The following is a 3,541-nucleotide window of genomic DNA, read 5'->3' on the forward strand; positions in this document are numbered from 1 at the left end:
TCACCAACCTGCCGCAGGACGCCATCATCGAGTCGCCCGGCTTCGTCGATCGGTTCGGCATCAACATGGCCGCCGGCATCACGCTGCCCGAGCCATGCGCCGCCACCTGCATGTCATCGATCAACGTCCAGCGCATGTCGGTGCATGCCGCGATCGCCGGCGACATCGATCTCTTGAAGCTCGCCATGCTGCACGATCCGCTGGTCGGCGCGGTGTCGACGCCGGAGGAGGTCTGGCAGATGGTGGACGAGATGGTCGTCGCCCAGGCCGCCTGGCTGCCGCAATATGCCGACGCCGTGCCGGCGGCAAAGGAGCGGCTTGCGAAGTCGAAGGTCAAGACCCGCGAATGGGCGGGCGCGGCGCGGCGCAACGTCCGCTCGATCGATGAACTGCGCGCCGAAAAGGCGGCACTGAAACAGGCCGGCTGAGACTTCGGGCAGGCGGACCTGCAGGAGGCAGACCGCCGAAACGGCCCTCAAAATAAAGATCGAGCGGCGGGCAAGCAGCAGACGTTCAAAACATCTGGGAGGAGACAATGAGGAACTTACACAGAATTGGCATTGCCGCCGGACTGGTGCTCGGCGTTTCTATTCCGGCGCTCACCGCTTTCGCTTCGGAACCGACGATCCCGCCGGAGCCGGCGACATTCCCGGCCGAAGGCAAGATCCATTCTGTGGCGCGCGACTCCATCCTGGAGTTCAAGGCGCTGCCCGAATACCACGAGCCGGACTGGGTGACGGAGAAATACGTCAAGACCGGCAAGCTGCCGCCGCTCAAGGACAGGCTGCCCAAGGAACCGCTGGTCTTCAAGACCGCCAACATGCCGGACGGCATCGGCGTCTATGGTGACACGATGCGCCATGTCATCGGCGGCAGGCCGGAAGGCTGGAACTACGGTGCCGGCCAGACGCAAGGCTGGGGCGGCATCGACATCGCGCTTTCCGAATGTCTGACACGCACCGCGCCGCTGTTCCAGGTCGACGCAAAGGACACCGAGCCGCTGCCGAACCTCGCCAAGAGCTGGGAATGGTCGAAAGACGGCCACAAGCTGACCATGCATCTCGTCGAAGGCGCCAAATGGTCGGACGGCGTGCCCTTCAACGCCGACGACGTCATGTTCTACTGGGACGACGAGGTCGTCGACCCCAACGTGTCGCCGCTCAACGGGGCGACGCCCGAAACCTTCGGCGTCGGCACGACGCTCAAGAAGATCGACGACTACACCGTCGAATGGACGTTCAAGGAAGCGTTTCCGAGGCAATATCTCTATGCGATGGCCTACGGCACCTTCTGCCCCGGCCCGGCGCACATTTTGAAGCCGCAGCATCCGAAATATTCGAAGAACACCTACGACCAGTTCAAGAACGCCTTCCCGCCGGAATACATGAACATGCCGGTGATGGGCGCCTGGGTGCCGGTCGAATACCGCCCGGACGACATCATCGTCATGCGGCGCAATCCTTACTACTGGAAGGTCGACGAGAAGGGGAACCAACTGCCTTATCTCAACGAGCTGCAATACAAGCTCTCGACCTGGGCAGATCGCGACGTCCAGGCCGTCGCAGGCTCGGGCGACTTCTCCAATCTCGAGCAGCCCGAGAACTTCGTCGCCTCGCTGAAGCGCGCGGCTGACAAGAACGCGCCGGCACGGCTTGCCTTCGGTCCGCGGCTCATCGGCTACAATCTGCGTATGAATTTTTCCGCCAATGGCTGGGGCAACCCGGACGAGCGAGGCCAAGCGATCCGCGAATTGAACCGCAACGAGGATTTCCGCAAGGCCGTAACCATGGCGATCGACCGCAAGGCGCTCGGCGACTCGCTGGTCAAGGGACCGTTCACCGCCATCTATCCCGGCGGCTTCTCCTCCGGCACCAGCTTCTATGACCGCAAGTCGACGGTTTATTACCCGTTCGATCTCCAAGGGGCCAAGGCCGAGCTCGCCAAGGCCGGTCTCAAGGATACCGACGGCGACGGCTTCGTGAACTTCCCGGCGGGCACCGCCGGCGGCAAGAACGTCGAGATCGTGATGCTGGTCAACAATGACTACACCACCGACAAGAGCCTTGCCGAGGGCGTCGTGGCGCAGATGGAGAAGCTTGGGCTGAGGGTCGTGCTCAACGGGGTCAACGGCACGCAGCGCGACGCGATCCAGTATTCCGGCCGCTTCGACTGGCTGATCCGGCGCAATGACCAGGAGCTCACCTCCGTTGTGCAGAACACGGAGCAACTCGCTCCGGTCGGTCCCAAGACCAGTTGGAACCATCGCGCGCCTGAAAGCGGCGAAGTCGATCTGATGCCGTTCGAGAAGGACCTCGTCGACATCGTGAACAAGTTCGTCACGACGCAGGACAACGACCAGCGCGCCGACCTGATGAAGAAGTTCCAGAAGATCTCGACCGAGCACGTCTACAATGTCGGGCTGACGGAATATCCCGGCGCGCTGATCGTCAACAAGCGCTTCTCCAACATCCCGCAGGGAACGCCGATCTTCATGTTCAACTGGGCCGAGGATTCGATCATCCGCGAACGCGTCTTCGTCGCAGCCGACAAACAGGCGAAATATGAGCTCTTCCCCGACGAGCTTCCCGGCAAGCCCGGAGACAAGGGGCCGATGAACTAGTTAACCTCCCTGACGAAGAGAACTCCGGTCGCGCCAGCTGGCGCGGCCGGACAAAGCCAAATCTCCGGTAGCGCCCAGGGAGCGACCGGCCAGCAAAGGAAGCCGACCATCCATGTTGCGATTCCTGCTCATGCGCATAGCGTCGGCGCTTCCCGTGCTCGCCATCTTGAGCCTGGTCACCTTCGCCATCATCCAGGCGCCGCCGGGCGACTATGCCGACTATATCAAATCGCAGCTCATCAACCAGGGCGGCGCCTCCTATGCCGAGGCGGATGCACAGGCCCAGGCCTACCGGAAAGAACACGGCCTCGATAAGCCGCTGCCCGTTCAGTATCTCAACTGGATCGGCGGCATCGTCACGCGCGGCGATTTCGGCTACAGCCTCTACTACAACAGGCCGGTGGCGGACGTGGTCGGCGAGCGCCTGCCGCGCACGCTGCTCCTGGCGCTGGTCTGCCACCTGCTCGCCTCGGTGCTGGGCATAAGCTTCGGCATTTGGGCGGCGACCCGCCAGTATTCCTGGATCGACTCGACGCTCTCGGCCATCTCCTTCCTCGGCATGACGGTGCCGCGCTTCCTGATGGCGCTGATCATCGTCTACCTGCTGGTCTTCCAGTTCAACGTGTCGGAGATCGGCAGCTTCTTCTCGCCGCGATATGGCGGCGCGCCATGGTCGTGGGCAAAATTCCTCGACCTGGTCAAGCATGTCTGGCCGGTGGTGGCGATCGCGACCTTCGGCGGGCTCGCCTACAATATGCGCGTCATGCGCGGCAACCTGCTCGACACGCTCAACGCGCAATATGTCGAGACGGCCAAAGCCAAGGGCCTGACTGGCGGCGCCGTGGTGATGCGCCATGCCGTGCCCAATGCGCTGCATCCATTGATCATGTATCAAGGCGTGGTGCTGCCCTACATGCTGAC

At 62.6% G+C, this 3,541-nt stretch carries 2 protein-coding genes and 1 pseudogene; all 3 read left to right on the forward strand.

From position 1 onward, the window contains the following. Positions 1–428: pseudogene (locus EOA32_RS34945) on the forward strand (alpha-glucosidase/alpha-galactosidase); the annotation flags it as partial. Between the two features lie 107 nt (positions 429–535). Further along, positions 536–2,620, forward strand: a complete 2,085-nt coding sequence (locus EOA32_RS34950) for an ABC transporter substrate-binding protein (protein ID WP_095827088.1) — start codon at positions 536–538, stop codon at positions 2,618–2,620. A 112-nt stretch (positions 2,621–2,732) separates the two neighbouring features. Then, a partial coding sequence (locus EOA32_RS34955) for an ABC transporter permease (RefSeq protein ID WP_145971464.1) occupies positions 2,733–3,541 on the forward strand: 809 nt, incomplete at its 3' end.

Origin of the sequence: Mesorhizobium sp. M1A.F.Ca.ET.072.01.1.1, assembly GCF_004023325.1 — a bacterium.
Taxonomy (GTDB): Bacteria; Pseudomonadota; Alphaproteobacteria; order Rhizobiales; family Rhizobiaceae; genus Mesorhizobium.